Annotated in this window: 1 protein-coding gene; it reads left to right on the top strand. The window is 41.1% G+C overall.

All coding sequences use genetic code 11. The annotated features are described in order from the left end of the window. Positions 1–221: 221 nt before the first annotated feature. Positions 222–1,164: IS110 family RNA-guided transposase (locus EDC17_RS16775; RefSeq protein ID WP_132779386.1), on the top strand; the 943-nt coding region annotated here is incomplete at its 3' end.

Genomic DNA, 1,164 nt, shown 5'->3' with positions numbered 1-1,164 from the left:
TTTTATATAAACAGATAACGATTTTGTCTTGGCAACTAACTATCGGCAGTGGCTCATTATGTTGCTGTCAAGGTTTCTATACCTAGTTTTGGATCGAATCCACTGCCGTTTTTTCCCTTAGTGGTCAAATAACAATTAGGGTTTGTTACCCATTATTAAGGACTTGAGCCGATGGGGGCATAAAAAGTTAGTGTCTGTTAGTAAACATAAAAATAATCACTATGGAGAGCAAGACAAAATTCTTTATTGGTATAGACGTATCGAAACCCTATTTCGATGCTTCCCTAATGTGCGTGATCGAGCACCAAAAGCAGCCGATCCAGACCATACGCTTTGAAAACAGTATCCAGGGACTTAAACATTTCCATGATTGGCTTAAAAAGAATAAAGTTGCCCTCAATGAGAATACTCTATTGGTAATAGAGAATACTGGGATATACCACCGTTTGCTTTGGGCATTCTGCTGTGATAAAAAACTACCTATCCATATCGGTAATTCTGCCCATATAAAGTGGAGTTTTGGTATTGCCCGGGGTAAAAGTGACAGGATAGACAGTATACGCCTGTGCCAGTATGCCTGCCGTGAAGCGGACTCACTGAAATCAACAGGTGTTCTAGATCCCACACTGTTGCGATTGCAGGATCTGATGGCCTCCAGAAGGAGAATGCTTTCTCAGCTTAACAGTAATAAAACCTACCTGAACGAATTGAGGAATATCAGCGATAAAGCCACCAGACAGATGTTAGAACGGGTTCACAGGGATGCCATTAAAGGGCTTTCGGAATCAATTGCCAAGATCGAGGCAATGATGAAAAAGATTATCGCAGAGAATGATAAGATCAAAACAAATTATGGACTATTAACAAGCGTTCCGGGAATCGGTAATCTTACCGCGATCTATCTAATCTGCTGTACGAACAATTTTGCTTGTGGCAGAAGCGGTAAACAGCTGGCTTGCTATGCAGGTGTGGTGCCTTTTGAGCACAGTAGCGGGATAAGCATCAAAGGACGGAACAGGGTCAGTAACATGGCAAACAAAGAGTTAAAAAAAATGCTGCATCTCTGTGCTATATCGGCAATACAATCTTATCCGGAGTTCAAAGGATACTATGAAAGAAAAACGGGAGAAGGAAAGCCTAAAATGAGTGTAATCAATGCTATTA

Origin of the sequence: Sphingobacterium alimentarium (genome assembly GCF_004342685.1) — a bacterium.
In the GTDB taxonomy this organism is placed as follows: Bacteria; Bacteroidota; Bacteroidia; order Sphingobacteriales; family Sphingobacteriaceae; genus Sphingobacterium; species Sphingobacterium alimentarium.
The sequence above is the reverse complement of the archived record's forward strand: the minus strand, read 5'-3'. Positions and strand labels throughout refer to the sequence as shown.